At 73.4% G+C, this 23,981-nt stretch carries 20 protein-coding genes; 14 read left to right on the forward strand and 6 right to left on the reverse strand.

From position 1 onward, the window contains the following. Positions 1–127 precede the first annotated feature (127 nt). Both FH609_RS05850 and FH609_RS05855 read left to right on the forward strand, forming a co-directional pair. Complete coding sequence (locus tag FH609_RS05850) at positions 128–2,158, forward strand: elongation factor G (RefSeq protein ID WP_226961428.1); 2,031 nt, start codon at positions 128–130, stop codon at positions 2,156–2,158. A gap of 89 nt (positions 2,159–2,247) precedes the next feature. Beyond that, positions 2,248–3,426: a helix-turn-helix domain-containing protein gene (locus tag FH609_RS05855; protein ID WP_139666096.1), complete on the forward strand. Its 1,179-nt coding sequence runs from the start codon at positions 2,248–2,250 to the stop codon at positions 3,424–3,426. Positions 3,427–3,491: 65 nt separating this feature from the next. On the opposite strand, the gene FH609_RS05860 is transcribed toward FH609_RS05855, so the two are convergent. Together FH609_RS05860 and FH609_RS05865 are read right to left on the reverse strand one after the other, a co-directional pair. After that, positions 3,492–3,629, reverse strand: a complete 138-nt coding sequence (locus FH609_RS05860; protein WP_139666097.1) for a methionine/alanine import family NSS transporter small subunit — start codon at positions 3,627–3,629, stop codon at positions 3,492–3,494. Continuing rightward, on the reverse strand, positions 3,629–5,197 hold the full coding sequence (locus FH609_RS05865; RefSeq protein WP_139666098.1) for a sodium-dependent transporter: 1,569 nt from the start codon (positions 5,195–5,197) through the stop codon (positions 3,629–3,631). Before FH609_RS05865 ends, FH609_RS05860 begins: the two co-directional genes overlap by 1 nt. Positions 5,198–5,478: 281 nt before the next feature. On the opposite strand from FH609_RS05865, the gene FH609_RS05870 reads away from it, so the two are divergent. Then, positions 5,479–5,838 (forward strand): histidine triad nucleotide-binding protein, encoded by a 360-nt coding sequence (locus FH609_RS05870; protein WP_139666099.1) that lies wholly within the window; start codon positions 5,479–5,481, stop codon positions 5,836–5,838. A 13-nt stretch (positions 5,839–5,851) separates the two neighbouring features. Further along, positions 5,852–6,760 (forward strand): ribonuclease Z, encoded by a 909-nt coding sequence (locus tag FH609_RS05875; RefSeq protein ID WP_139666100.1) that lies wholly within the window; start codon positions 5,852–5,854, stop codon positions 6,758–6,760. Positions 6,761–7,020: 260 nt separating this feature from the next. Here FH609_RS05875 and FH609_RS05880 read toward each other — a convergent pair whose 3' ends face one another. Then, positions 7,021–8,391 (reverse strand): 6-phospho-beta-glucosidase, encoded by a 1,371-nt coding sequence (locus tag FH609_RS05880; protein ID WP_139666101.1) that lies wholly within the window; start codon positions 8,389–8,391, stop codon positions 7,021–7,023. Positions 8,392–8,473: 82 nt separating this feature from the next. On the opposite strand from FH609_RS05880, the gene FH609_RS05885 reads away from it, so the two are divergent. From FH609_RS05885 to FH609_RS05910, 6 genes are all read left to right on the forward strand, one after another. After that, entirely contained in the window at positions 8,474–9,598 is a 1,125-nt protein-coding gene (locus tag FH609_RS05885; RefSeq protein ID WP_139666271.1) for a carbohydrate kinase family protein, read from the forward strand. A gap of 162 nt (positions 9,599–9,760) precedes the next feature. Beyond that, the gene (locus FH609_RS05890) at positions 9,761–10,768 is read left to right on the forward strand and encodes a PhoH family protein (protein WP_139666102.1); all 1,008 of its coding nucleotides are present in this window, start codon (positions 9,761–9,763) and stop codon (positions 10,766–10,768) included. 12 nt (positions 10,769–10,780) lie between these two features. Then, on the forward strand, positions 10,781–11,278 hold the full coding sequence (gene ybeY / locus FH609_RS05895) for an rRNA maturation RNase YbeY (RefSeq protein ID WP_122183804.1): 498 nt from the start codon (positions 10,781–10,783) through the stop codon (positions 11,276–11,278). Continuing rightward, a complete protein-coding gene (locus FH609_RS05900) occupies positions 11,275–12,609 on the forward strand; it encodes a hemolysin family protein (RefSeq protein WP_139666103.1) in 1,335 nt (444 codons plus the stop codon). The genes ybeY and FH609_RS05900 overlap by 4 nt, the downstream gene beginning before the upstream one ends. Positions 12,610–12,721: 112 nt before the next feature. Continuing rightward, entirely contained in the window at positions 12,722–13,435 is a 714-nt protein-coding gene (locus FH609_RS05905; RefSeq protein WP_193317782.1) for a sensor domain-containing protein, read from the forward strand. 96 nt (positions 13,436–13,531) lie between these two features. After that, positions 13,532–13,909 carry a cytidine deaminase gene (locus FH609_RS05910; RefSeq protein ID WP_139666105.1) on the forward strand — a complete coding sequence of 126 codons (378 nt, stop codon included), beginning with the start codon at positions 13,532–13,534 and terminating at the stop codon, positions 13,907–13,909. A 13-nt stretch (positions 13,910–13,922) separates the two neighbouring features. On the opposite strand, the gene FH609_RS05915 is transcribed toward FH609_RS05910, so the two are convergent. Further along, positions 13,923–15,131 carry an RNA-guided endonuclease InsQ/TnpB family protein gene (locus FH609_RS05915; protein WP_139666106.1) on the reverse strand — a complete coding sequence of 403 codons (1,209 nt, stop codon included), beginning with the start codon at positions 15,129–15,131 and terminating at the stop codon, positions 13,923–13,925. A gap of 161 nt (positions 15,132–15,292) precedes the next feature. Here FH609_RS05915 and era point away from each other — a divergent pair, with 161 nt between their 5' ends. After that, positions 15,293–16,240, forward strand: coding sequence for a GTPase Era (gene era / locus FH609_RS05920; RefSeq protein WP_139666107.1), 948 nt, complete (start codon positions 15,293–15,295; stop codon positions 16,238–16,240). A 208-nt stretch (positions 16,241–16,448) separates the two neighbouring features. Here era and FH609_RS05925 read toward each other — a convergent pair whose 3' ends face one another. After that, entirely contained in the window at positions 16,449–17,090 is a 642-nt protein-coding gene (locus tag FH609_RS05925; RefSeq protein WP_226961429.1) for a TerB family tellurite resistance protein, read from the reverse strand. 196 nt (positions 17,091–17,286) lie between these two features. Further along, the gene (gene leuA, locus FH609_RS05930) at positions 17,287–19,047 is read right to left on the reverse strand and encodes a 2-isopropylmalate synthase (protein WP_139666108.1); all 1,761 of its coding nucleotides are present in this window, start codon (positions 19,045–19,047) and stop codon (positions 17,287–17,289) included. Between the two features lie 657 nt (positions 19,048–19,704). Here leuA and FH609_RS05935 point away from each other — a divergent pair. Genes FH609_RS05935 through FH609_RS05945 form a run of 3 tightly spaced genes read left to right on the forward strand, consistent with a single transcriptional unit; the run spans position 19,705 to position 23,802 of the window. Further along, on the forward strand, positions 19,705–21,867 hold the full coding sequence (locus FH609_RS05935) for an MMPL family transporter (protein ID WP_226961430.1): 2,163 nt from the start codon (positions 19,705–19,707) through the stop codon (positions 21,865–21,867). Between the two features lie 7 nt (positions 21,868–21,874). Continuing rightward, positions 21,875–23,092 (forward strand): sensor histidine kinase, encoded by a 1,218-nt coding sequence (locus FH609_RS05940; protein ID WP_226961431.1) that lies wholly within the window; start codon positions 21,875–21,877, stop codon positions 23,090–23,092. After that, entirely contained in the window at positions 23,089–23,802 is a 714-nt protein-coding gene (locus tag FH609_RS05945) for a response regulator transcription factor (protein WP_226961432.1), read from the forward strand. Before FH609_RS05940 ends, FH609_RS05945 begins: the two co-directional genes overlap by 4 nt. Positions 23,803–23,981: the final 179 nt, after the last annotated feature.

Genomic DNA, 23,981 nt, shown 5'->3' on the forward strand with positions numbered 1-23,981 from the left:
ACCGCGACGCGGCGCGTGAGACAAAGCTCCGCGACCCGACGGACGGCAGGAGAGGAACGAACGATGAGGCAGACGTCTGTGTCCCGACCGGAAGGATTCACCTCGAACCCAAGGACCAGACGTTTCCGTGCGTATCTCGCAACGTGTTCTCAACCTCGGCATCCTGGCGCATGTTGACGCCGGCAAGACATCCCTGACCGAACGGCTGCTGTTCTCCGCCGGCGTCATCGACGCGGTGGGCAGCGTCGACCGGGGCAGCACCACCACCGACTCGCTCGCCCTGGAGCGGGAACGCGGCATCACCATCCGGTCGGCCGTCGTCTCCTTCCCGCTGGGCGCCACCGGCACCACGGTCAACCTGATCGACACCCCGGGCCACCCCGACTTCATCGCCGAGGTCGAGCGGGTGCTCGGCGTGCTGGACGGCGCCGTGCTGGTGGTCTCCGCCGTGGAGGGCGTGCAGGCCCAGACGCGGGTGCTGATGCGCACGCTGCGGCGGCTGCGGGTGCCCACCCTGATCCTCGTCAACAAGATCGACCGCGCCGGCGCCAGGGACACGTCCCTGCTGGCCGAGATCGCGGCCCGGCTCAGCCCGGGCGCCGTCGCCCTCGGCCGGCCCGAGGGGCTCGGCACCCGGGGCGCGCATTACGTTCCGCACGCCCCCGACGATCCCGCCTTCCGCGAACGGCTCCAGCTGACGCTCGCCGAGCACAGCGAGCCGCTGCTCGCCGCGTATGTGGAGGACGTCCAGGTCGCCCCGGACGCGCTGGCCGCCCAACTCGCCGCCCAGACCGGGCGGGCGCTGGTCCACCCCGTGCTCTTCGGCTCGGCCGCCACCGGCGCCGGGATCGAGGAGCTGACGAACGCCGTCGCCCGCCTGCTGCCGCCCGCCGAGGGCGCCCCCGAGGCCCCGCCGTCCGGCGCCGTCTTCGCCATCGAACGCGGCCCCGCCGGCGAACGCCTCGCCCTCGCCCGGATGTTCGCCGGCACGGTCCGGGTCAGGGACCGGCTGCCCTACGGCCCGCCGGGGGCGACCGTCGAACCGGCGCGGGCCAAGCTCACCTCCCTCGCTGTCTTCGAACGCGGCACCGCCCGCCCCGCCGAGGCGGCAGGACCGGGCCGGATCGTCCAACTGCGGGGCCTGCCCGGGGTCCGCGTCGGCGACGTGGTGGGGCGCGCGCCCGAACGCGCGGCGGGCGCCCGGCACTTCGCGCCCCCAACGCTGGAGACCGTGGTGGTCCCCGAACGGGAGGCGGAACGCGGGGCGTTGCACGCCGCGCTCAGCCAACTCGCCGAGCAGGACCCGTTGATCAACCTGCGCCAGGACACCAGGCGCCGGGAGATCTCCGTCTCCCTCTACGGCGAGGTGCAGAAGGAGGTCATCGAGGCCACGCTGCGCGACGAGTTCGGCCTCGCGGTCGGCTTCCGGGAGACCACCACGCTCCACATCGAGCGGCCGGTGGGCACCGGCGAGGCGGTCGAGTTCATCAAGAAGGACGGCAACCCGTTCCTCGCCACCGTGGGCCTGCGCGTCGAGCCGGCGCCGGTGGACGCCGGGGTGAGCTTCCGGCTCGGCATCGAACTCGGCGCGCTGCCCCTCGCGTTCCTGCGGGCCGTCGAGGAGACGGTGCGCGGCACCCTCGCCGAGGGCCTGTGCGGCTGGCCGGTGCGGGACTGCGTGGTGACGCTGACCACCTCCGGCTACTGGGCGCGGCAGAGCCACGCCCACGCGGTGTTCGACAAGAGCATGTCGTCGACGGCCGGGGACTTCCGTGGCCTGACCCCGCTGGTGCTGATGGACGCGCTGCGGCGGGCCGGAACGCGGGTGCTGGAGCCGTGGCACCGGTTCCGGCTGGAGTTTCCCGCCGCGATGGCCGGCACGGTGGTGCCGGCCATCGCGCGGCTGGGCGCGCGACCCGGCGAACAGCTCACGGAGGGCGCGGCGCTGGTGGTCGGCGGCGTGGTGCCGGCCGGCCGGGTGCACGCGGTCGAGCGCCGCCTGCCCGAACTCACCAGCGGCGAGGCCCTGTTCGAGACGGAGTTCGCCGACTACCGCCCCGTCCCCGGCCCCCACCCCCCGACCCGCGCCCGCACGGACGACGACCCGCTGCACCGCGAGGAGTACCTCCTGACGGTGGTCCGCCACGTGCGGAAGTGACCGGACACCGCGCCGGCCCGGGGGGCCGACGCGGCGGGGGGCTGCGCCGCTTCCGGGGCCGGCGGCCCGGTGTGGGGAAGGCTCAGTCCATGACCGCGAAGAGGACTCCGGGACCGGGTGCGAACGTGGCTCTCTGCCGCAAGGCGCGGGGGCTCAGTCAGGTGGCTCTCGCCCGCCGGGCGGGCATGTCCGTGTCCCTGCTCAGCAAGGTCGAGATCGGCGACCGGGCCCTGACGCACGGGATGGGCGCCGCTCTCGCCCGGGCCATGGGCATGACGCTGGACGAACTCCTCGGCAAGGCGCCCGTCACACCGACAAACGAGGAGGGCCTGACCGCCCTGAGCTTTGCCATCCGGCGGTTCGACCTGCCCGGCGAGCCCCCGGCGCACCCCGAGGAACTGCCCCGCGCCCTGGCCGAGTTGAACGAGCACCGCCACCGGACCGAGCTGGCCGCCGTGTTCCGGAAGCTCCCTGGCGTGCTGGCGGACGTGACCAACCACGCGCACGCGTTCCCGTCTCCCGACGCCTGGACGCGCGTCGCCGACACCTACTCGGTGGTCTACTGGTTGGCCGCCCGGCACCGCTGGATGCACCTGGCCGAGCTGGCCGTCCTCAAGCAGCGCCTCGCGGCCGAGCGCGGCCACCCGGTCGCCGCGACCGTGGCGGCGCGCGACGAGGCCGGGACGTTCCTCAACTCCGGTGACTTCGCCGGAGGTCTGGCCGTCATCGACCGGGCCGTGGTCCAGGCCGAGACGACGCTCCGGGGGCGCGACCGCGCCTACGGCCTGGGCATCCTGCACCTGCGCGGGCTCACGCTGGCCGGGCGGGCCAGGGAGCGCGGCGCCGCCGAGCGCCATATCGACGCGGCCTGGCGGGCGGCCGAGGAGTTCGCGGGGAACGCCGGGGACGTCGAGGAGCACGGCCTCCACTTCGGCCCGGAGAACACCGCCGTCCATGTGATCGCGACCTCGACCGACCTGGAGCGGCACCGGGCCGCCCTGGAGACGGCCCGCGACCTGCTCCGCTCCGGAACCTCCCTGCCCGCCACCCGGGTTGGCCCGTTGCACATGACGCTGAGCCGTTCCCACCTGGCACTCGGGGACCGCGACGCGGCGCTCTCCTCGCTTGAGGACGCCTGGGAGGCGGCCCCCGAGCTGGCGCGCGTGCACCCGACCTGCCAGGAACTCGTCCGGGTCCTGACCTCCCTGCACCGCCGCGCCAACCCCCGCCTCACCCACCTCGCCCGCCGGGCCGGGGTGCCGCTCTGACCGGGTACGGCCCCCGGGCCGTCCGGGGCCCGTGCGGGCCGTCAGGCCGCTACAGCTGGGTGGGCCTACAGCTGGTGGGGCACGTCGTCGGGGCCCGGTTCCGGTTGGTCGGGGTTGCCGCGCAGGTTGAGGACGGCCAGGGCGAGGCCGCCCCACACCACCAGCATGGCGACGATCATCATCACGATGGCCGAGGTGGACATCAGCCGTTCCTCTCCGTCGGGTTGGCGGCGTCGGAGGCCGCGGCGGCGTCCCAGCGGGTCGCCGGGCGGCGGCGGGAGAGCAGGGTCAGCAGGACACCGACCAGCAGCGCCCCGCCGGCCACGCCCCAGCCGGCCCAGAGCAGGAAGGAGGTCGAGTAGCCCGCGTAGTTCTCGTCCAGCTCGGTGACCAGGCTGTCCACCATCATCCAGGCCAGCACCACCGGCGTGATCACGCCGAGGCAGATCCGCCACCACACGCCCAGGCCGATCGACGAGGTCGCGTCGGCGTTCCGTTGCAGCGCGGGGAGTTGGCGCAGGCCCCAGCTGACCGTGATCAGCACCACCAGGCCGGCCAGCGCGATCCCGTACTGGTTGATGAAGTGGTCGGCGACGTCCAGCAGATACAGCCCGCTGTCGTTGGCGAACAGCAGCACCGAGACCACCGTCACCGCGCCGCCGACGCTCAGCACGGCGGCCGTGCGGCCAAGACCGGTCCGGTCCTGAACGGCGGCGATGATGACCTGAACGATGCTGATCAGCGAGGTAAAGCCCGCGATCACCAACGAGACAAAGAAGAGCACGCCGAAGAACGCACCCATCGGCATCTCCGAGATGATCTGCGGGAACGCGACAAACGCCAGCCCGACGCCGCTGGACGTGACGTCCGCGACGCCGACCCCGGCGGCCTGCGCCATGAAGCCCAGCGTCGCGAACACCGCGACGCCCGCCAGGATCTCGAACGAGCTGTTGGCGAACGCCGCCACCATCGCCGAGCCCGACAGGTCGGACTTCCGGTGCAGATAGGAGGCGTAGGTGATCATGATGCCGAAGCCCACCGACAGCGAGAAGAAGATCTGCCCGTAGGCCGCCACCCACACGCTGCCCTCGGTCAACGCGCCCCAGTCGGGCGTGAACAGCGCGTCCAGGCCCTCGGCCGCGCCGTCCAGCGTGAGCGCCCGCACCACCAGGATCAGGAAGAAGCCGACGAGCAGCGGGATGGTCACGATGTTGGCCCGTTCGATCCCGCGCCGGATGCCCAGCAGCAGCACCGCCAGCGTCAGCACCCAGATCAGCAGCAACGGCCAGGCCACGCCGGGAACGAACGTCGAGATCTCGCCGGGCGTCTCGTTCAGCTTCAGGAACTCGTTGTTGAGGAAGCCCTCGGGGTCGTCGCCCCACGCCTGGTCGAACGAGAAGCCGGTGTAGCGCACCGCCCACGCCAGGATCGCCGCGTAGTAGGTGGCCACCACGAAGCAGATCGCCACCTGCCACCAGCCGATCGTCTCGGCCGGCCGGGCCAACTGCCGCAGCGCGCCCGGCGGCGAGGAACGGTACTTCCGGCCGATCGTGTACTCCAGGATCAGCAGCGGGATGCCGGCGGTCAGCAGCGCGGCCAGGTACGGGATCAGGAACGCGCCGCCGCCGTGCTCGTAGGTCACGGCGGGGAAGCGCCAGATGTTCCCCAGCCCGATGGCCGACCCGATGGCGGCCATCAGGAAGCCCAGACGGCTGCTCCACTGTTCGCGCTGCGGCTGTCCGCCCTGCGGCTGGGTGGCCTTGGTCGACATGGTTCCGGCGGGCTCCTCGCTCCTCGGAGGGTGCTTTCGTGGCTTGTTCGGTGCTTATCCGGTGGTTGTTCGGCTTTGGTGGGTAGATGCGACGACTGGGGCACGTTACCAGCAGGTCACTTCGGGCGGCGGTCGACTCCGGCCCTCGCGTACCCGACCTCGCCGCGTCCGCAAACCCAAGGGCCCGTGCGCGGCGCCGCTCGACGGGCCGTCAGCGCGGCGGGAGGCGGTACCATCCTTCGGTCACTGCCCAGCGCCAAGGCCGAGGAGGACCCCGGGGGATGGCGGGAGAACCGCAGGCTGACTGCCTGTTCTGCAAGATCGTGGCCGGCGACGTTCCGGCGACGGTGGTGCGGGAGACCGAGACCACCGTCGCGTTCCGGGACATCAACCCGCAGGCCCCCAGCCATGTGCTGGTGATCCCCAGGGCGCACTACCCGGACGCCGCCTCGCTCGCCGAGGCCGAGCCCGAGATCGCCGCCGACGTGCTGCGCGAGGCGGGCGCGGTCGCCGCGCAGGAGAAGGTCGCCGACGGCGGGTACCGCGTCGTCTTCAACACCGGTTCCGGCGCGGGGCAGACCGTCTTCCACGCGCACGCCCACGTGCTGGGCGGGCGCGGCCTCAACTGGCCGCCCGGCTGACCGGGGCGGCGCGGTGTCAGCGCGCGAGCTGGTGGTGCTCGGCACCGCCAGCCAGGTGCCCACGCGCCGGCGCAACCACAACGGCTATGTGCTGCGTTGGGACGGCGAGGGCATCCTCTTCGACCCGGGCGAGGGCACCCAGCGCCAGTTGACCCTCGCCGGCGTCAGCGCGCACGCGCTGACCCGGATCTGCGTCAGCCACTTCCACGGCGATCACTCGCTGGGGCTGGCCGGGGTCATCCAGCGGATCAACCTCGACCGGGTGCCGCACCCGGTGCCCGTGCACTATCCGGCCAGCGGGCAGCGGTACTTCGACCGGCTGCGCTACGCCACCGCCTACCAGGAGACCGCCGAGCTGCGGCCGGCGCCGGTCGCCGGGGACGGCGTGCTGGAACGGACGGTCGGCTTCACGCTGAGCGCGGCGCGGCTCTCCCACCCGGTGGAGGCGTTCGGCTACCGGCTGGAGGAGCCGACGGGGCGGCGGATGCTGCCGGAACGGCTGGCCGCGCTCGGCGTCACAGGCCCCGAGATCAGCCGGCTGCGGCGGACGGGGCGGCTGCGCGGGGTCACGCTGGAGCAGGTCAGCGAGGAACGTCCCGGGCAGCGCTTCGCGTTCGTGATGGACACCAGGCTCTGCGAGGCGGTGTACCAACTGGCCGACGGCTGCGACCTGTTGGTGATCGAGTCCACGTTCAGGGCGGGGGACGCGGCGCTGGCCGAGGAGTACGGGCACCTGACGGCCGGGCAGGCCGCGCGGGTCGCGGTGGAGTGCGGGGTGCGGCATCTGGTGCTGACGCACTTCTCGCAGCGGTACCGGGACCCGGAGGGGTTCGCGGAGGAGGCGAGGGCGGCCGGGTTCGTCGGGGAACTCACCGTGGCGGAGGACGTGACACGCATCCCGGTCCCCCGACGGAGCCCCTGAGGAGCCCTCGCAGCCGACCACGCGCCGTGGCCGCCCCCGGACCGTTGTCGTCTGCGGCCCGTCCCGAACACTTCGCGCAGTTCCCCGCGCCCCCGAGGTGGTGCCGGGCGAGCGACCGTCGGCGTCCGGCAGTCGACCACGCGCCCTGGCCGCCCCCGGACCGTTGTCGTCTGCGGCCCGCCCCGAACACTTCGCGCAGTTCCCCGCGCCCCTTCAGGTGCCACCGGCTTCAGGGGCGCGGGGAACTGCGCGAGCAATGGTCAACGGCCCGCAGACGACCACGCGCCGTGGCCACCCCGGGGACCGCCGCCGTCAGCGGAACGGGCCAGCACCCGTTCCGCGACCCGCGCCGAGTCGACCAGCGGGTGGAGCGTCAGCGCGTGCCGCGCCAACTCGGCGGAACCCGTCGCCGCCGCCTCGATCGTGGTCCGTTCCACCGCCTTGACCTGGAGCATCAGCCCCACCTCGGCCAGCCCGAGGCGCAACGCCGGCACCGGATGGGCGCCCTGCGCGTCCACGTCGCAGACGGTCTCCACGATCGCGTCGTCCGGCAGCTCCGGAACGGTCCCCGCGTTGCGCACGTTGAGGATCAGCCGGGTGCGGCGGTCCTCGGCGATCGCCCGCATCAGCGCGAGCGCCACCCCGTCGTAGCCGCCGCCCTCCAGGTCGTGGCTGTCCCGCTCCCCGCCGCCGGCGGCCGCCCGCTGCTCCGCGCCATAGGTGCGCTCGCGCTCACGCCGGGCCTCCACCCACAGCGCCGGCGCGCGTTCCAGGTCGCGCGCCGCCTCGGCGAAGAACGCGCCCTGCTGGGCGGCGAGATACGCGCCCCGCGTCTGCTCCGCCTCCGCCACCGCCCGCCGGGTCTCCCGCGCCAGGTAGTAGTAGTGCAGGTACTCGTTGGGCAACGCGCCCAGCGCGCGCAGCAGTTCGCCGCCGAACAGCCGCCCCTCCTCGAAGCTCGCCAGCGCCGCGTCGTCCGCGAGCAGCCCGCTCAGCAGGTCAACGCCCCGGTGGCTGAGCGAGTTGAGCCAGCCCAGGTGGTTGAGCCCCACATAGCCGTAGGACACCTCCGCCGGATCGACCCCGACCGCCCGGGCCGCCCGGTGCAGCAGTCCCACCGGCGAGTCGCAGATCCCGATCACCCGGTGGCCCAGCCGGGCGGCCATCGCCTCGGTCACCATCCCCGCCGGGTTGGTGAAGTTGATCAGCCAGGCGTTCGGCGCCAACTCCGCGACCCGGTCCGCCACTTCGAGCGCCACGGGCACCGTGCGCAGCCCGTAGAGCACCCCGGACGCGCCCACCGTCTCCTGCCCCAGCAGGCCCTCGTCCAGCGCCGCGCGCTCGTCCCGCACCCGGCCCTCGACGCCGCCGACCCGGATCGCGTGGAAGACGAAGTCGGCGCCCCGCACCGCCTCGTCCAACGTCTCGGCGACCCGCAGCGCCGGCGCCCCCGGCACGCCCTCCGCCAATGCCGCGCACACCCGGGCGATCACCCGCAGCCGCAGCGGGTCGGTGTCGAAGAGCGTGACCTCGTCGGGCCGATCGGACGAGCGCTCGCCCGCCGTTGTCAGTAGCGCCCGGTATACCAGGGGGACACGGAACCCACCGCCCCCGATGATCGTGAGCCTCATGGGCCGGAACGTACCGTAGAAACGACCACGAACCAGCTCGGAGCTTCAGGTGACCCTCAGGAACGAGCCCCCGGCGCGCTGCATGATCGACCCGCTCGCCCGCGTCCGCACCCCGGCCGACCCGGCCTGCGACGTCTACCTCACGGGCGCCGTCTTTCTGGACATCATCTTCACCGGCCTCGACTCGGCCCCGGTGCGCGGCACCGAGTCCTGGGCCAGGGGCATGGGTTCGAGCCCGGGCGGCGTGGCCAACATGGCCACCGCCCTCGCCAGGCTCGGCCTGCACACCAGCCTCGCCGCCGCCTTCGGCGACGACAAGTACGGCGAGTACTGCTGGGAGACGTTGGAGCGCGGCGAGGGCATCGACCTCTCCCGCTCCCGCACGCCCCCGGGCTGGCACTCGCCGGTCACCGTCTCGATGGCCTACGAGGGTGAGCGCACCATGGTCTCGCACGGGCACGAGGCGCCCCCGCCCGGGCCCGAGCCGGCCGCCGCCAGCGTGCCCGAGACCAGGTCGGCGGTCGTCTCGCTGGCCCCCGACCGCCCCCAGGAGTGGATCGCCAAGGCGTCGGCGGCCGGCAGCCTGGTCTTCGCCGACACCGGCTGGGACGAGTCCGGCCGCTGGGACCTGGCGGCCCTCCCCGACCTGGCGCACTGCGAGGCGTTCCTGCCCAACGCGGCCGAGGCCGTGCGCTACACCCGCACCGACGACCCCAGGGCCGCCGCCCACGCACTGGCCGAGTTGGTGCCGCTGGCCGTGGTCACCATGGGCGCGGACGGCGCCTACGGCGTGGACGCCCGCACCGGGGAGACCGCCCATGTCCCGGCGATCGTGGTGGAGGCGCTGGACACCACGGGCGCCGGGGACGTGTTCATGGCCGGCTTCGTCACCGGCTCGCTCGCCGGCTGGCCGCTGGCCGACCGGCTGGCCCTCGCCGGGCTGACCGCGTCGCTCTCGGTGCAGGAGTTCGGCGGCTCGCTCTCCGCGCCCGGCTGGAACGAGATCGAGACCTGGTGGCGCAACGCCCAGGCGCTCACCCCGCCGCGCGGCGCCGAGTCCGGCGGCGCGTCCGGCGCCGAGTCAGGCGCCGAGGGCGAGGGGCCTTCGCTGGTCGAGCGGTACGCGTTCCTGACCGGGCTGCTGCCGGCCGCCGGCGAGCCCTGGCCGCGCCGCAGGGCCGTGCCCACGCTCGGCTTCCGGGGCTGACCGGTGCCGCCGGCACCCCGGCCCGCCCCGCCGCCAACACCCCAGCGCGGCAGGCCGATCGCGCTCCGTAATGTCCTACGGAAACGGCCGGTTCGCGTCGTACCCTGGGGACCCACGGCCAGCCCAGTGAGAGAGGGATGAGCAGGTCCGTCCGGGCCGCCCATGACGCAGACACCCACACACCAGCCGAGCCCCACCCACGAGGCGACCGCGCGGTTCACCGTTCCGGCCAAGCACCCGATGGTCACCGTGCTCGGCTCGGGAGACGCGCTGCTTCGCGTGATCGAGAGGGCCTTCCCCGCCACCGACATCCATGTCCGGGGCAACGAGATCCGCGCGACCGGCGACGAGGCGGAAGTCCAACTCGTGCAGCGCCTGTTCGACGAGATGATGCTGGTGCTCCGCACCGGCCAGCCCCTCACCGAGGACGCCGTCGAGCGCTCCATCGCCATGCTGCGCGGCTCCGGCGGCGAGGACGCGAGCCCGGCCCAGGTGCTCACCCAGAACATCCTGTCCAACCGTGGAAAGACGATCCGCCCCAAGACGCTCAACCAGAAGCGCTATGTGGACGCGATTGATCAGCACACGGTCGTCTTCGGTATCGGCCCGGCCGGCACCGGAAAGACGTATCTGGCGATGGCCAAGGCCGTCCAGGCCCTCCAGTCCAAGCAGGTCAACCGCATCATCCTGACCCGCCCCGCCGTCGAGGCCGGCGAGCGGCTGGGCTTCCTGCCCGGCACGCTCTACGAGAAGATCGACCCGTATCTGCGCCCGCTCTACGACGCGCTCCACGACATGCTGGACCCGGACTCGATCCCCCGGCTGCTGAGCGCCGGCACCATCGAGGTCGCGCCGCTGGCGTACATGCGCGGCCGGACGCTCAACGACGCGTTCATCATCCTCGACGAGGCGCAGAACACGAACCCCGAGCAGATGAAGATGTTCCTGACCCGGCTCGGGTTCGAGTCCAAGATCGTGATCACCGGCGACGTCACCCAGGTCGACCTGCCCGGCAGCACCGTCAGCGGGCTGCGCCAGGTGCAGGACATCCTCGACGGCGTCGACGACGTGCACTTCTCGCGGCTCACCACCCAGGACGTGGTGCGCCACAAGCTCGTCGGGCGCATCGTGGACGCGTACGACCGTTACGACGTACGGATCGGAAAGTAGCCACCGCGCATCATGGCGATCGAGGTCAACAACGAGTCCGGCCAGCCGCTCGACGAGCACGCCCTGCTCGACATCGCCCGCTACACGCTGGCCCGGATGCGGATTCACCCGCTCTCCGAGCTGTCCGTGATCGCGGTCGACGCGGCGGCCATGGAGCGGCTCCATCTCCAGTGGATGGACCTGCCGGGCCCCACCGATGTGATGTCCTTCCCGATGGACGAGCTGCGGCCGCCCGCCAAGGAGGACGAGGAACCCGTCCAGGGGCTGCTGGGAGACGTGGTGCTCTGCCCCGAGGTCGCGGCCGAGCAGGGCCGCGCCGCGCCCACCCGGCACTCCATGGACGCCGAGCTGCAACTGCTCACCGTGCACGGGGTGTTGCACCTGCTGGGCTACGACCACGACGAGCCGGCCGAGCGGGCCGAGATGTTCGGGCTCCAGCAGGCCATCGTTGACGGCTGGCGCGCCGAGCGCGGCCTGTCCGGGCCCTCGCCGGCCCCCACGCTGACATGACCGGCACCCTGCTGGTCGCCGTGGTGGCGCTGCTCGCCGTCGGCTGGCTCTCCTCCTGCGCCGAGGCCGGCCTGGCGGTGATCACCAGCTACCGGGCCGAGGAGGCCGTGCGCGCCGGGCGGCGCGGCGCGGCCCGGCTCGCGGAGGTGGCCGAGGACCCCACCCGCTACCTCAACCTGGCGCTGCTGCTGCGGGTGGCCAGCGAGATGGCCGCCGCCGTGCTGGTCGCCTACGCCTGCCTGGAGACCTTCGACGGGCTGCTGCCTGCGCTGTCGGTGGCGTTCGGCATCATGGTGCTGCTGTCCTTCGTCGCGGTCGGCGTCTCGCCCCGCACCATCGGGCGGCAGCACCCGCTGACCACCACCATCGCCGCCTCGTTCGTGCTGGTCCCGCTCGTGCGGGTGCTCAACCCGCTGACCCAGGCGCTGATCATCCTGGGCAACGCGGTCACCCCGGGCCGGGGCTTCCGCAAGGGTCCTTTCGCCTCCGAGGCGGAGCTGCGCGCCATGGTGGACCTGGCCGAGCGGGAGTCGCTGATCGAGGACGAGGAGCGCCGGATGGTGCACTCCGTCTTCGAGTTGGGCGACACCCTGGTGCGCGAGGTGATGGTGCCCCGCACCGACCTGGTCTCCATCGACCGGGACAAGACGCTGCGCCAGGCGCTGAGCCTCGCGCTGCGCTCCGGCTTCTCGCGGATACCGGTCACCGGCGAGAGCGACGACGACATCGTCGGCATCGTCTACCTCAAGGACCTGGCCCGGCAGACGCATGTGCGCCGGGAGTCGGAGAACGAGGCGGTGGAGGCCGTGATGCGGCCGGCCACGTTCGTGCCCGACACCAAGAACGCGGGTGACCTGCTGCGCGAGATGCAGCGCGACCACATCCATGTGGCGGTGGTAATCGACGAGTACGGCGGGACGGCCGGCCTGGTCACCATCGAGGACATCCTGGAGGAGATCGTCGGCGAGATCACCGACGAGTACGACATCGAGCTGCCCCCGGTCGAGGACCTGGGCGGCGGCGCCTACCGGGTCACCGCCCGGCTCGACCTGGGCGCGCTGGGCGAGCTGTACCACCTCAGGCTGGACGACGAGGACGTCGAGACCGTCGGCGGGCTGCTGGCCAAGGCGCTGGGTCGGGTGCCGATCGCCGGCGCCCGTGCGGTGGTCGACGTCTCGGAGGAGCAGCCGCTGGATGCGGGCGGCCCGGCGCTGGCCGCGCTGCGGCTGACCGCCGAGTCGCCGGCCGGCCGCCGCAACCGGATCGAGCGGGTGCTGGTGGAGCCGGTGGTCGCCCAGCCGACGGCGAACGAGGCCGAGCCCGGCGAGTGACCCGGCCCCTCGCCCCGCCCGGCGGGAGTGACCGCGCGGCCACCGTCGGCCGTTCACCCGAACGGGGGAGCGAGGGTGGCCGGGGGCCCGTTCGGGTGGCGCCATGGGAGCCATGAACGCGCATCTGAGGACGGTCATGATCGCCGGGCTCGCGACGCTCAGCCTCGGCCTGGCCCCCGGCCAGCCGGCGGCCTCGGACACCCTGGGCGAGACCCAGCTGAAGGAGGCGCTGCTGGACCCGGTGGACTTCCCCGAGGGCTGGGCCAGCGACAGCGAGGAGGCCGCGGAGGAACGCGGCTTCGGCGTTCCCCGGCCGAGCGAGGGCGACTGCCGCGAGCTGTTCGACAGCGAGGCCGAGGGCACCCAGCGCGCCGGCTTCGCCAAGACCCAGACCGGCCCCTTCGTCACCACGGCGGCCACCGCCCACGACTCCTCCGGCGAGGCGCGGGCCGCGCTCGACGCCTTCCGGGCGGCCGCCGAGCGCTGCGACACGTTCCACACCGAGGAGGGCCCCGGGGAGAACGCCGTCACCGTCGCCTATGACGAGGAGCCGCGCGGCGACCCCGAGGGCCTGGGCGAGGAGAGCGCCGCCGTGCGCTACAACCGCAGGCTCGACGGCGAGAACGCCGGCACCCCGGTGCTGGTCGAGGTCGTGATCGCGCGGGTCGGGCCGCAGCTGGTGCGGGTCGCCCAGGCCGGCCGCGAGGACCCGGACACCGGCAGCCTCACCGCCATCGCCGAGCGCGCCGTCGCCAAGCTGACCGAGGTCGCGCGCGGGGACACCCCGGCGCCCAGGCCCGACCAGCCCGGCACCACGCGGCTGTGACCCGGGCCGCGCCGTACCCGGCTGTGACCCCGGGCCCGGCGGTGACCGGCTGCCCTCCCGGCCGCCGGCCGCCGGGCACCGCATAAGCTCGGGGACATGACCGATGGCGTTGCCTCCCCGGCGGCCGGGTCCGGCGAGTTGGACCCCGAGGACCGCAAGATCATCACGTTGGCGCGCAGCGCCCGCGCCCGCAACGGCACCCCTGAGGGGGCCGCCGTGCGCGACGAGATGGGCCGCACCTATGTGGCCAGCACCGTGGCGCTGGACTCGCTGCGGCTGAGCGCGCTGCGCACCGCCGTGGCCATGGCGGTCGCCAGCGGAGCCCGGTCCCTGGAGGCGGCGGCCGTGGTGACCGGCGCCGAGGCGCCGGCCGGCGAGGACCTGGCGGCCGTGCGGGACCTGGGCGGCGCGGGCACCCCCGTGCTGCTGGCTGGCCCCGACGGCGTGCTTCGTGCGACCATCTCCGCCTCTTGACTTCCTCCCCCGCCTAGAGGCGGGGGATTCCCACGGTCGCCCGTGGGGGTTCCTGCTTCACCGACGACCGCCCCGTCCGGGAGGACTCCCGTTGAGGTCTTACACCGTCTCCACAGGCGGACACCGCCAGCCCGGCGGTCAGGATGTTGCGTGCCGCGTTCACATCACGGTCATGCACAGCGCCGCAGTCACACGTCCACTCCCGGACGTTCAGCGGCAGCTTCTCGCGGACCCTCCCGCAAGCGCCGCACAGCTTCGAGCTGGGGAACCATCGGTCGATCACGACCAGTTCACGCCCGTACCAGGCGCACTTGTACTCCAGCATGGAGCGCAGCTCGCCCCAGGCGGCGTCGGAGATGCCGCGTGCAAGCTTGCCGTTCTTGATCAGGTTGCGGACGGTGAGATCCTCGATCACGACCGTTTGGTTCTCACGGACGAGCCGAGTCGAAAGCTTGTGCAGGAAGTCGCGGCGCCGGTCGGCGATCCGCGCGTGGACCTCGGCGACGCGGCGTCGGGCCTTGGCCCGGTTGTTGGAGCCCTTCGCCTTCCGCGACAGCTCCCGCTGCGCCCTGGCGAGCCGGGCTCGGTCACGGCGCTCATGCCGGGGGTTGGTGACCTTTTCCCCGGAGGAAAGAGTCACCAGGGAGGTTATGCCCGCGTCGATGCCGACCGCATTCGTGGTGGCCGGGGCCCGGGTGACGCGGTCATCGCACAGCATCGACACAAACCAGCGTCCGGCACTGTCGCGGGAGACGGTCACCGTCGTCGGTACCGCCCCCTCCGGAAGGGGACGCGACCAGCGGATATCCAACGGAGCGGCCATCTTTGCCAAAGTCAGCTTCCCGTCCCGGAACGTAAAGCCGGAGCGGGTGTACTCGGCCGAAGCCCGAGACCTCTTCTTCGACTTGAAACGCGGGTACTTCACCCGTTGAGCGAAGAAATTGGCGAACGCCGTCTGAAGGTGGCGGAGCGCCTGCTGGAGCGGGACGGAGGACACCTCCGACAGGAAGGCGAGTTCCTCGGTCTTCTTCCACTCCGTCAGCGCGGCGGAGGACTGCACGTAGGAGATGCGGCGCTGCTCCCCGTACCAGGCCCGCGTGCGCTCCTCCAGCGCCTTGTTGTAGACGAGGCGGACGCAGCCGAACGTGCGCGACAGCTCGGCTGCCTGCTTGTCCGTGGGGTAGAAGCGGTACCGAAAAGCCCGCTTGACCTGCCGCGTCACGCCTCACAAGCTATCAGCTCCCGTGTGAGCGACGGCTGTTGTCCAGTGGATGGTGGACGCCGGTCCGCCCTGGCGGCGAACCGGCATTCCCTGCCCCGCTCCGCAGGAGCTTCGTTTCCTCCCCCGGCTGAAGCCGGGGGTATCCACGAAGAAAGGCGCCGATGAACTCCCCTGACGCCACGGCCGGCTCGGCCGCTCCGCACCGTTCCGGCTTCGCCTGCTTCGTCGGCCGTCCCAACGCCGGCAAGTCCACGTTGACCAACGCGCTGGTCGGCACGAAGGTGGCCATCACCTCGAACCGGCCGCAGACCACCCGCCACTCGGTGCGCGGCATCGTGCACCGGCCGGACGCGCAGCTGGTGTTGGTGGACACCCCGGGCCTGCACAAGCCGCGCACGCTGCTGGGGCAGCGCCTCAACGACGTGGTCCGCACCACCTGGGCCGAGGTCGACGTGATCGGCTTCTGCCTGCCGGCCGACCAGAAGGTGGGCCCGGGCGACCGCTTCATCGCCAAGGAGCTGGCGCAGGTCAAGCGCACGCCCAAGGTCGCCGTGGTCACCAAGACCGACCTGGCCGACCGCGAGCGGATGACCGAACAGCTCATCGCCGTCGACCAGTTGGGTCGGGAGGCGGGCATCGAGTGGGCCGAGATCGTGCCCGTGTCCGCGGTCTCGGGGGAGCAGGTGGGGCTGCTGGCCGACCTGCTGGTGCCGCTGCTGCCCGAGGGGCCGCCGCTCTACCCGGAGGGCGACCTCACGGACGAGCCCGAGCAGGTCATGATCGCGGAGCTGATCCGCGAGGCGGCCCTGGAGGGCGTGCGGGACGAACTCCCGCACTCCATCGCCGTGGTGGTGGAGGAGATGCTGCCGCGCGAGGACCGGCCGGCCGACCGGCCGCTGCTGGACGTGCACGCCAACCTGTTCATCGAGCGCCCCAGCCAGAAGGGCATCGTGATCGGCCCCAAGGGCCAGCGTCTCAAGGATGTCGGCACCAAGGCGAGGCGGCAGATCGAGGCGCTGCTCGGCACGCCGGTCTTCCTCGACCTGCATGTCAAGGTCGCCAAGGACTGGCAGCGGGACCCCAAGCAGCTGCGCCGGCTGGGCTTCTGAGACCGCCTTCCGCGACTGCTTTCCGAGACGGCGGCGGGCGGGCGCAACGCTTGGCCGAACGGCGGGCGGCCCGTTCGACGCGACGGCGACGGCGGCGACAGGGCGCCGCGCGGGCGGCGGGACGCCAACGGCGCCCGGGGGCGTCAACGCGCGGGCGCGCGCCGGCGGTTGGGCCGCCGGCCCGGCGCTGTCCAGACGCCGCGCGCCGTCAGTTGCTGGCCGTGGCGGCGGCCGCCAGGAGGCGTTCGGTGTCGGCCGGCGGCAGCCACAGCGCCTCGCCGACCGCGTTCAACATGTGGCGCTCGGCCTCCCGGTAGGGGCCGTCGGCCAGCGCGATCCTGGCCCCGCGCAGCAGCAGGCTCTCCCGCCCCGGCGTCGCCAGGTGTGGGGTGAGGGCCGCGACCGTCTCGCCCACCTCGGTGGCCACCAGCGGCAGCGCGCGCGCCGCCAGCGTCGCCTGGAGGGTCAGCAGCCGCTCCTCGGAACAGTCGGGGAAGCCGGCGTCCCGCACCGCCTCCAGCGCCAGCCGGCGGGCCGGCTCGGCCTCCGTGCCGCCGGCGGCCAGCACGCCGAGGGCGACCGAGTGCACCGCCTCGCGCAGCAGCGTGGCCAGCCGCGTGGTGGTCGGCAGGACCAGCACCCGCTCGGGGAACCTGCCCCGGCAGGAGACGCACTCCACCACCGGGCCGGCCGTGCCGCGCCGCAGCAGGGGGATGGCCAGCACGGTCAACCGCCGTCGGCCTTCGAGCCGTTGGTACCTGCGGTCGCCGCCGCAGTCGGGGCAGAAGAAGTCCCCGTCGTCAGTGACCTGCCAGACGGTCCTGACCCCGGCCAACCGGGAGTGCACCACGTCGTACCTCCGTTACCCGCTGGCGACGATGCCGCGTCCGTGATGTTAACCACAGTCGACGGCCGCCGTCAGTAGTGCGTAACGAAGTGATCGCGCCCGATGGTTCCCGGCCCGGAAAACCCGAGGCCGGGGCGGGTCGTGGCGACCCGCCCCGGCCGGGCGGCGACAACGCGCCGCAGGGTCCGCAGCGTTGACGTCAGCGGGCCGCGCGGTTGACGGCGGAGACCACGGCCTTGAGGGAGGCGCGCACGATGTTGGCGTCGATCCCCACGCCCCACAGCACCCGGTCGCCCACCGCGCACTCGATGTAGGCGGCGGCCTGGGAGCCGGCGCCCTCGCTCATGGTGTGCTCGACGTAGTCCAGCAGCCGGATGTCGGCGTCGATGACCCCGGTTCCGGCCAGCGCGTCGAAGAACGCGGCGATCGGCCCGTTGCCGGTGCCGGTCAGCGTCGTCTCGGCGCCGTCCACCACGGCCGCCACGGTGAGCGCGTCCTCGCCGTCCCTGGTGCTGGTGGTCTGCGCGTCGCGCAGCGCGATCCGGCCCCAGCCGGGGGCGCCGGTCTCCTGCGGCAGGTACTCGTCGGAGAAGATGCCCCAGATCGCGGCGGGGGTCAGCTCGCCGCCCTCCGCGTCGGTCCGCTCCTGGATGATCTTGGAGAACTCCACCTGCATCCGGCGCGGCAGGTCCAGCGCGTGCTCGGTCTTCAACACATACGCCACACCGCCCTTGCCGGACTGGGAGTTGACCCGGATCACGGCCTCGTAGCTGCGGCCCACGTCCTTGGGGTCGATCGGCAGGTAGGGCACGTCCCAGGGCAGCTCGTCGACCGGTGTGCCCGTCGCCTTCGCCTGGTCGGCCATGGCGTCGAAGCCCTTCTTGATGGCGTCCTGGTGGGAGCCGGAGAAGGCGGTGTAGACCAGGTCCCCCACGTACGGGTGGCGCGGCGGGACCTCCATCTGGTTGCAGTACTCCCAGGTGCGACGGATCTCGTCGATCTGGGAGAAGTCGATCTGCGGGTCGATGCCCTGGGAGAACAGGTTCATCCCCAGCGTCACCAGGTCGACGTTGCCGGTGCGCTCGCCCTGGCCGAAGAGACAGCCCTCGATCCGGTCGGCGCCGGCCATCAGCGCCAGTTCGGCGGCGGCCACGGCGGTGCCCCGGTCGTTGTGCGGGTGGACCGACAGGCAGACGAACTCGCGGCGGCTGAGGTGGCGGCCCATCCACTCGAAGCGGTCGGCGTGGGTGGAGGGCGTCGAACGCTCCACGGTGGCCGGCAGGTTGAGGATGATCTCGCGGCCCTCGCCCGGCTGCCAGACGTCCATCACGCTCTCGCAGATCTCCAGCGCGAAGTCCAGCTCGGTGTCGGTGAAGATCTCCGGGCTGTACTGGTAGCCGAAGGTGGTGCGGTCGTCCAGCAGCTTCTCGGCGTACTCCATCACCAGCCGGGTGCCGTCCACCGCGATCCCGCGCACCGCGTCCCGACCGCCCCGGAAGACCACCCGGCGGAAGGTGGGCGCGGTCGCGTTGTACAGGTGGACGGTGGCCCGGTGCGCGCCGACCAGGGACTCGACGGTCCGCTCGATCAGCTCCTCCCTGGCCTGGGTCAGCACCGAGATGGTCACGTCGTCGGGGATCGCGTCCTCCTCGATGATGGACCGTACGAAGTCGAAGTCCGTCTGTCCGGAGGAGGGGAATCCGACCTCGATCTCCTTGTAGCCCATCTTCACCAGCAGGTCGAACATGGCGCGTTTCCTGACCGGCGACATGGGGTCGATCAGCGCCTGGTTGCCGTCGCGCAGGTCGGTGGAGAGCCAGCGGGGGGCCTGGGTGACGCGGTTGTCGGGCCAGGTGCGGTCGGGAATGTCCACCCACTCGAAGGGGCGGTAGCGGTGGGTCGGCATCCCGGAGGGCTGCTGGGTGCCGGTGGCGTTGGTCTGCGGCGTCGGCTTCTTCATGGGCGATGGACTCCTTGGGCCCGGCGGCGGGTTGAGCGCCGTGGGGGATCGACGGACGAGAGGACCGACAGACAGCACCGAACTCCGCGGGGAGGGGGTCGGTCTGTGGCCTACAGACCCTCGCCGCGGCGGCTAAGGAGGAGCGTCCAGGTTCGCATCGCAGCGACCACCCTAGTCGGCTCCGGCGTGCCGGGGGCCCACCGTCCCAGCATCCGAGACATCTCTCACAGCGCCGCTCGGGTCTCACGGGGACGTCGCTCGGGGGCGGCCTCCGGCGGCTCGCGGGGCGTGGGTTATCCCGGGGGATTAGTCCCGTGGGCGTAGCGCGGGGGCCGTGGGGCTGAGCGCGCGGGCGTAACGGGGTTGCGCGCTCCTGCTGGGGGATAAGGCGAAGACTAGCCCGTGGGCCGATGAAAAGGGCAGGTCAGGGAGGGGAACCTGGGTTCGTCGCGGCCCGTGGTGGGCCGCGGCGCGACAGCCGAACTCCCGCGAGGAGGCCCCTCCATGGGCGCGCCAGATGCTCGATCCGTCCACTCCCATCGCTCCTTCCGGTCCCATCGCTCCTTCCGGTCCCATCGCTCCTTCCGGTCCCATCGCTCCTTCCGGTCCCATCGCTCCTTCCGGCCGCCCGGGTCGCCGCCCCGGCGGGGTCGGGGGGTGGCGTGGGCGCTGCTCGGGCTGTGGCTGGCGGCGGTGGTCCTGGCGCTGCCGTTCGCCGGGCGGCTGGGGGAGTCCGTCCAGGACGAGGGCGTGGAGTACCTCCCGGCCAGCGCCGAGTCCACGGAGGTGGCCCGGCTGACGGAGCTGCTGCCCGGCGGCGAGACCACCGACCTGCTGCTGGTCGCGCAGCGGGCCGGCGGGCTCACGGCGGAGGACCGCGCGCTAGTCGAGGAGCGGCTGGCCACGATCGCCGGGCGGTACGAGCTGGCGTCCGGGCCCCCGGACGGTGCCGGGGTGGTCTCCGAGGACGGGGCGACGGCGCTCCACCCGTTCGCACTGGACGAGTTGGGCGAGGAGGAGCAGGCCGAGGCGGTCGGCGGGATCAGGGAGCTGATCGCCGACCCGCCCGACGGGCTGACGCTGGCGCTGGGCGGCCCGGGGGCGCTGGGCGTGGACGCGGAGGCCGTCTTCGAGTCGATCGACGTCACGCTGATGCTCGCCACCGCCGGCATCGTGGCCGTGCTGCTGGTGATCACCTACCGCAGCCCGCTGCTGTGGCTGCTGCCGCTGGTCGCCGTCGGGGTGGCGGCCGTCGCGGCGATGGCGGTGGTGTACGGGCTCGTCCAGCTCTTCGACCTGACGGTCACCACCATGTCCAGCTCGATCATGACGGTGCTGATCTTCGGCGCCGGCACGGACTACGCGCTGCTGCTGGTCGCGCGGTACCGCGAGGAGCTGCGCCGGCTGCCCGGCGCGGGCGAGGCGATGGTGGCGGCGCTGCGCGGCTGCGGCCCGGCGCTGTTGGCCTCCTCGGGGACGGTCTCGCTGGGGCTGCTCTGCCTCACGGTGGCCGACCTCAACAGCAGCAGCGGCCTGGGCCCGGTGGGCGCCGTGGGGGTGCTCTGCGCGCTGGCCGTGATGGTCACGCTGCTGCCGGCGCTGCTGGTGCTGTGCGGGCGCGGCGTCTTCTGGCCGCTGGTGCCGCGCCACGGTCAGCAGCGACCGGCCGGCGGCGGCTCGTTCTTCGCGCGGCTCGGCTCCTCGATCAGCCGCCGCCCGGTCGCGGTCCTCGTCGGGGGCACGCTGCTGCTCGGCGCGCTCTCGCTGGGCGCGTTCCGGCTGCCGGGGCCGCTGGGCGAGCAGGACAACTTCACCGAGACGCCGGAGTCGGTGCGGGCGATGGAGCTGGTGGCCGACGCGTTCCCCGAGCGCAGCGGCCAGCCGATCACCGTGCTGGCCGACGCGGGGCGGGCCGACGCCGTGGTGTCGGCCGCGCTCGGCGTCGAGGGCGTCGCCGAGGCGGAGCCGGGCCGCGAGGGCGGCGGCTGGCGGGAGATCCAGGTCCACGCCACCGATCCGCCGGAGTCGGCGGGGGAGCAGCGCACCGTCACCGCCCTGCGGGAGCGGCTCGCGGAGCTGCCGGAGGCGCGGGCCCTGGTCGGCGGCCCGACGGCCCAGTTGATGGATCTGGCGAGCACCAGCGCCCGGGACCAACTGCTGGTCATACCCCTGGTGTTGGGGGTGGTGCTGCTGGTGCTGGCGGCCTTGCTGCGGGGGCTGGTCGCGCCGGTGCTGCTGCTGGCCGCCGTGGTCGCCTCCTGGGGCGCGGCCATGGGCCTGGGCGGGCTGTTCTTCGGCCCGGTGTTCGGCTTCGAGGGGCTGGACGCCCAGGTGCCGCTGCTGTCCTTCGTCTTCTGCGTGGCCCTCGGCGTGGACTACGGCATCTTCCTGATGCACCGGATGCGCGAGGAGGCCCTGGGCGGGGCCAGCACCCGGCGGGCCGCGCTGGGCGCGCTGCGGACCACGGGCGGGGTGATCGCCTCGGCGGGCGTGGTGCTGGCGGCCACGTTCTGCGTGCTGGCCACCATGCCGATGGTGGTCATGGCGGAGCTGGGCTTCGTGGTGGCGGTGGGGGTGCTGTTGGACACGTTCCTGGTCCGCACCTACCTGGTCACGTCGGCCAGTTGGCTGCTGGACCGGCGGGTGTGGTGGCCGGGTCCGCTCTCCCGCCGTCCGGCGGCGACGCCGGACGGTCCGGGCGGTGACCTCGCGCCGGTCGAGCCGGCCGGCCTGGTCGGGGCGGCCGCCGTGGCCCAGGGGGCGCCGGCTGCGCGGGGTCCGGTCCCCGACGGGCCCGCGCGCGGCGGCGATGGCGGATGATGAACGGGTGAGCGTCGTGGTGTCAGCCGTCCGCCGCCGACTTCCCGAAGTCCCGTCGCGGCTCGGGCCGTTCGGGCTCGACGCCCTGCTCGCCCTCGCGCTGGCCCTGACCTGCGGCGCCATCGCCCTGCTGCTGCCGCACGACGGCAGGGCGGTGGACGGGCTGGCGTTGGCGCTGCTGGTCGGCGTGACGGTGCCGTTGGCGTGGCGGCGGCGGGCGCCGCTGGGGGCGCTGCTGGTCTCGCTCGCCTTCACCGCCGCCTACCACCGGCTGGACTACCAGCATGTCGCCCCGTTCGCCGCGACCGCCGTCGGCGCCTACACGGTGGCCGCCGTCGGCCCCCGGCGGCGCACCCTCGTGCTGGCCGGCGGGGTGCTGCTGGTGGTGGTGTTCGTCTGGTACGGCAACGGCGGCGGCCCGGCGTTGAAGCTGCTGCGGATCTCCGGCTGGCTGCTCTGCATCCTCGCCGTGGGGGAGACGGTCCGGCTGCACCGCCGGCTGCTGGCCGCCGCCAGGGAACGCGCCGAACGGGCCGAGCGCACCCGCGAGGAGGAGGCGGCCCGCCGGGTCGCCGAGGAGCGGCTGCGGATCGCCAGGGACCTGCACGACCTGCTGGCGCACAGCATCACCGTGATCGGCGTGCGCGCCTCGGTGGCCGCCCATCTGCTGTCCGTGGAGCGCGGGGCCAGGGTCGACCTGCCGACGGTGGCCGCCACGCTGGACGGCATAGCCGATGTCTGCCGCGACGCCCGCGCCGAACTCCGCTACACCCTGCGCGGGTTGCGGGGCGACGAGCCCGAGCCCGCCGGGCCGCCGCCCGGCGTGGCCGGCATCCCCGACCTGGTGCGGGCCGCCGAAGGTGCCGGCGCCTCCGTTGAGTTGACCGTGGAGCCCGACCTCGGTCCGCTGCCGGGGCTGGTCGGCGCCGCCGCCTACCGCATCGTTCAGGAGGCGCTCACCAACGCCGTTCACCACGCGGGGCCGGGGGCGCGGATAGCGGTCGCGCTGCGCCGGGCCGACGACGCCCTCCGGCTGACCGTAGCCGACGGTGGACCGAGCCCGGGCTCCCGCCCGGCGCGCGCCCCCGGCAGCGGGCTCGGCCTGGCGGGGATGCGGGAGCGTGCCCGGGGCGTCGGCGGGCGCCTCACCGCCGGGCCCCGTCCGTCGGGCGGCCCTGGCTTCGAGGTCGCCGCCGAACTGCCCCTGAAGGGAAGCTCGTTGTGAGCCTGCCATCCGAGGAGCCGGCCACCCGGGACACGCGGGTGATCCTCGCCGACGACCAGCAACTGGTGCGCTCCGCCTTCGCGATGCTGATCTCGGCCACGCCGGGCATGGCGGTGGTCGGCGAGGCCGGCACCGGCCGCGCGGTGGTGGAGCTGGCCCGTCGCACGCCGGCCGACGTGGTGGTGATGGACATCCGGATGCCCGACCTCGACGGCATCGAGGCCACCCGGCTGATCGCCGCCGACGAACAGCTCGCCGGCCTGCGGGTGTTGGTCCTGACGACCTATGACACCGACGACCATGTGCTCTCCGCGCTGCGCGCCGGCGCCTCCGGCTTCCTGGTCAAGGACACCAGGCCGGCCGACCTGCTCACCGCCATCCGCACCGTCGCCGCCGGCGAGGCCCTCCTGTCGCCCGGCCCGACGGCCCGCCTGATCGCCCGAACCCTGGCGGCGACCCCCGAGACCCCGCCCCCGCCACCCGCCGCCCTCGACCGGCTCACCGACCGTGAACGCCAGGTGCTCACCCTGGTCGGCCGTGGCCTGAACAACGCGGAGATAGCCGGGCGGCTGGGGCTCTCGCCGTTGACGGCGAAGACGCATGTGAGCCGGGTGATGGGCAAGCTGGCCGCCCGGGACCGCGCCCAACTGGTCATCGCCGCCTACGAGTCGGGCCTCATCACCCCGGGGCCGGGGGCCGGACCCACCTGACGGCGGGGCCGGCGAAGTGCCGCCGGCCGTTCGCGGGGCGGCTTGGGCGACTCGCGGGCGGCTCGGGCCGCCGGGCCCCGCCGGTTTTCGCCCGCCCGTCGTGCCGGCACGCGGCTGCGCGGCCCGGCCCCTGCCGGCTCGGCGCCGGGCCGTGGGGTCCTGGTGGCCGTTCGTCCGGA

Source organism: Streptomyces sp. 3MP-14 (assembly GCF_006334905.2).
Lineage (GTDB): Bacteria > Actinomycetota > Actinomycetes > Streptomycetales > Streptomycetaceae > Streptomyces > Streptomyces triticirhizae.

Excerpts from the sequence above, each read along its gene's own strand:
- FH609_RS05855 (WP_139666096.1), top strand. The coding sequence starts at position 2,248 with ATGACCGCGAAGAGGACTCCGGGACCGGGTGCGAACGTGGCTCTCTGC.
- FH609_RS05860 (WP_139666097.1), bottom strand. The coding sequence starts at position 3,629 with ATGTCCACCTCGGCCATCGTGATGATGATCGTCGCCATGCTGGTGGTG.
- FH609_RS05865 (WP_139666098.1), bottom strand. The coding sequence starts at position 5,197 with ATGTCGACCAAGGCCACCCAGCCGCAGGGCGGACAGCCGCAGCGCGAA.
- FH609_RS05870 (WP_139666099.1), top strand. The coding sequence starts at position 5,479 with ATGGCGGGAGAACCGCAGGCTGACTGCCTGTTCTGCAAGATCGTGGCC.
- FH609_RS05880 (WP_139666101.1), bottom strand. The coding sequence starts at position 8,391 with ATGAGGCTCACGATCATCGGGGGCGGTGGGTTCCGTGTCCCCCTGGTA.
- FH609_RS05885 (WP_139666271.1), top strand. The coding sequence starts at position 8,474 with ATGATCGACCCGCTCGCCCGCGTCCGCACCCCGGCCGACCCGGCCTGC.
- FH609_RS05890 (WP_139666102.1), top strand. The coding sequence starts at position 9,761 with ATGACGCAGACACCCACACACCAGCCGAGCCCCACCCACGAGGCGACC.
- ybeY (WP_122183804.1), top strand. The coding sequence starts at position 10,781 with ATGGCGATCGAGGTCAACAACGAGTCCGGCCAGCCGCTCGACGAGCAC.
- FH609_RS05900 (WP_139666103.1), top strand. The coding sequence starts at position 11,275 with ATGACCGGCACCCTGCTGGTCGCCGTGGTGGCGCTGCTCGCCGTCGGC.
- FH609_RS05905 (WP_193317782.1), top strand. The coding sequence starts at position 12,722 with ATGAACGCGCATCTGAGGACGGTCATGATCGCCGGGCTCGCGACGCTC.
- FH609_RS05910 (WP_139666105.1), top strand. The coding sequence starts at position 13,532 with ATGACCGATGGCGTTGCCTCCCCGGCGGCCGGGTCCGGCGAGTTGGAC.
- era (WP_139666107.1), top strand. The coding sequence starts at position 15,293 with ATGAACTCCCCTGACGCCACGGCCGGCTCGGCCGCTCCGCACCGTTCC.
- leuA (WP_139666108.1), bottom strand. The coding sequence starts at position 19,047 with ATGAAGAAGCCGACGCCGCAGACCAACGCCACCGGCACCCAGCAGCCC.